Genomic DNA, 3,169 nt, shown 5'->3' with positions numbered 1-3,169 from the left:
GGCTTGATCTCGGCGCGACCGAATTCGAACAGCACGTCGCCCAGCGTGACCAGCATGCCGCGGTCGGTCTGGCGGGCCTGCAGATCGGCCAGCTCCTGCGCGAGTGCGGCAGCCTGGGCCTGGGCCTGGGCGGCGTCCACGTTGGCGGCGGCCGCCTGCTGGCGAGCGGCGTTGGCGTCGGCATTGGCATTGGCGGCTGCGATCTGAGCGTTGGCGGCCTGGTTCTGGGCAACGTTGGCGCGGTTGGCATTGGCATCGGCGCGGGCGCGCTCGCGGTCGGCCTCGGCGGACTTGATGGCCTCTTCTTCCGTGGCAGCGCGGCCGATGGCCATCGCCGTGCGCGCCTGGGTCGATGCGACATAGGCCGCGGAGTCGATGTCAGCGGGCGACTCGCGCTTGGCACTCAGCTCTTCGGCTCGGCGCAGCGAATCAGCGGCCTTCTTAGCGTCCAGCGAGGCGTACTTCAGCACGGCCGGGTCAGCCTCGGCGCTGCGCACATTGGAGCGAGCCTGTTGCAGGGCGGGCGTGACGGTGGGGGCGCTGGCACAGCCCGCGAACAGGGCGGTTGCAGCGGCCAGGGCGGTCAGTGTCGAAACAAATCGGGTAGGGGAAGTCATGGCAATCCTTTCAATGAATCAGGAACGGTTCAGCTGCGCCCGCAACTGCTGGATGCTTTCGCGCACCTCTGCCAGCGCGCGGCTGGAGCGGGCGGTGCGGGCAGTCGCCTGGGCCAGGGCCGCATCGGCCGCGGCTTCATCGGCCAGATGGCGGGCCGCCACATAGTCCTTGCGGGCCATGGCGACGTTGGCACGGGCCAACTTGTCGCGGGCCGTGGACAGCTCCGCGGGTGCTTCTGCGGCATTGCCGCTGGCCTGGTCGACAGCGGAATTGGCCACCGCCATCTGCTCCTTCGGGGCGTCGCCCGTCGTGGCACATGCGGCCAGGGCAGCAGCGGCAAGCACCGCCAACGCGACCCCTCGGCCATTCATCGAATGGTGATTCATACGAACTCCTGTTGTTTGACATACCCGGCGTTCGAGCATCGCCACCCGCCGGTTCGGGTTCTCTCAGGATGCCTAACGAGTATTCGCGACGGAGGGCCCGGCCCCAGTCGGAGGGCCGGTGCGGCACCGGTCAGCGTGGGGCCTCAAGCGGTGTGGGATTTGCCCTACAGCGGCGTTAGGGCCGCACGCGCCTCAGCCAGTGGCTTGGCGGAAGGCCATCACGGCCTGGTTGCGAAGGGTGCGCAGCAGCGAGAGTTCCTTCTCGCCCAGTTGCACGGCGCCGGCCAGAGCGTGGTCGGCGTAGATGAGCCCCAGGGGCGAACCCTTCAGCATGAGCGGCAGCAGCAGGAAGCTCTGCGCCTGCAGCTCGCCACGGAACCAGCTCGGCAGCCGCGGGGCGATGTTGGCGGCACGCGCATCCTGGATCAGCGTGTCGGCGCCCTTCAGGCAGACGGCGGCGAACAGGTCCAGCGGCTGGGCCGTCAGGTCGATGCGCAGCAGCGGCGCAAGGCGCTCCACATCGGCGCCCACGCCGAGCCGCCCAGTGAGGGCCTGGCCGCGCGCATCGCGCAGGCAGAACAGGACACGTCGAAAGCCCAGCGCGCGATAGATGGTCTCCAGGATCATGCGCAGCACGGCATTGAGCTGGAACTGCTCGACCATCGCGTCGGTGATGTCCTGCACGCCGGCGGCCAACAACTGCGTGGCCTGATCGGCGGGCGAAACCGCGCGCTGGTCCTGGGTGCGCTCCAGCACCTGGGTGGGCGCGAGTTCGTGCGCTGTCAGCGAGTCGTGCGCCGAGGGCGTCAACGGCGCGAGCAAGCGCTGCGCACGCGAGTCCTTGGGCAGGTGCAGCTCCAGCGCCTCGGTCATCTGCGCGAGGTGCTGGCGCGCGGTGTCGGCGGCCTTCTCGAAGGTCTCGGCGCTAAGCCCCAGCGCACGCGAGTGGCGCTGGGCCATGGCACGCAGCTTGGCGTGCGCCTGCTCGGGCGGCGTGTTCAGGATCAGGTCGGCCATGTCGTTGCTGGCGCGGGCCAGCCAGCGCTGGCGCTCGGTGCCGTCTTCCAGCAGGCGCTGCGGCGCCTCGCCGACCGGTCGGCGCATGGCGCGCTGCAGGCTGTCGGGCAGGCCCCATTGCCTGGCCACGCCCAGGCCCAGGGCCTCGTAGCTCATGCCCAGCACCTGGGCCGACGCGGCCGCCTCGCTGATGGCGGGCTGGCCGTCGTCAGTTGGGCTGACGAGGCGGCGCACGGCGTCGGCCTCCTCGGGGAAATAGAACTCGGTCAGCGAGCGACCGAGGTGGTGGAACATCGCACCGAGAAAGGCCTCCTCGGCCTCGCGCGGGTTGGGACAGAGCTCACGCGCCAGCGACGCCGCCATCAGCGAGCGCAGATAGTCCTCGCGCAGCCGCTTGGCGTGSCCCTTGTTCTCCATGCGCTCCAGCAGCACCAGGCTCAGCGCCAGGTTGCGGATGCCGGCAAAGCCGATCAGGGCCACCGCGCGCGACACCGTGCTGATGCCGCCACCACCGGCGTGCCGGTACTGGGCCGTGTTGACCAGGCGCAGCAGCTTTTGCGTCAGCGCCACGTCCTTCAGGATCTCGTTGGACAGGCTGGCCAGGCTTTCGTTCTCGGACTGCGTCAGGCGCTGGATGCGTTGAATGGCGTCGGACAGCGCCGGGAAATCGCTCTTGTGGCGCATGCGGCGCAGCAGAAAGTCCAGCACCGRCGCGTCCTGGGCCTCGGCGTCGGGCTCGGCGACAGGGCGCAGCCAGGCGGCCAGTGCGTCGCGCAGCAGGGCCGCACTCGGCCAGCGCGCCGATGGCTCGCGCGCCAGGCCGCGCTGAACGATGGCGCGCAAGGCGTCATCCACGCTGCTGTCCAGGCCCGAGGGCAGCATGAGGTCGGTGGTCTGCACGCGCTGGATGGTGCGCCAGGGATCGGGGTCGTGGTTGAGGCGCTGGCCGCTCAGCATCTCGGCCAGCATGATGGCCGCAGCGAACACGTCCATCTGCGGATGCGGTGGCGCACCGCGCGCGGCCTCGGGTGAGATATAGCCCGGCGTACCGACGATGCGTGACGGTGCGTTGGTGTCGGTCGAAACCCGCGCCGCGATGCCGAAGTCCATCACGCGCGGCCGCCCGCGAGCGTCGAGCAGGATGTTGC

Annotated in this window: 3 protein-coding genes; all 3 read right to left on the bottom strand. The window is 70.0% G+C overall.

The annotated features are described in order from the left end of the window. Window positions 1–617 (bottom strand): DUF4398 domain-containing protein (locus tag AC1DU6_RS24875; protein WP_477860338.1); only part of this gene is annotated, 617 nt, incomplete at its 3' end. Between the two features lie 18 nt (window positions 618–635). Further along, window positions 636–1,004, bottom strand: coding sequence for a DUF4398 domain-containing protein (locus tag AC1DU6_RS24870; protein ID WP_082532696.1), 369 nt, complete (start codon window positions 1,002–1,004; stop codon window positions 636–638). 192 nt (window positions 1,005–1,196) lie between these two features. After that, window positions 1,197–3,169: HDOD domain-containing protein (locus tag AC1DU6_RS24865; RefSeq protein WP_477860336.1), on the bottom strand; the 1,973-nt coding region annotated here is incomplete at its 5' end.

This window comes from Roseateles sp. P5_B10 (genome assembly GCF_056400485.1).
The sequence above is the reverse complement of the archived record's forward strand: the minus strand, read 5'-3'. Positions and strand labels throughout refer to the sequence as shown.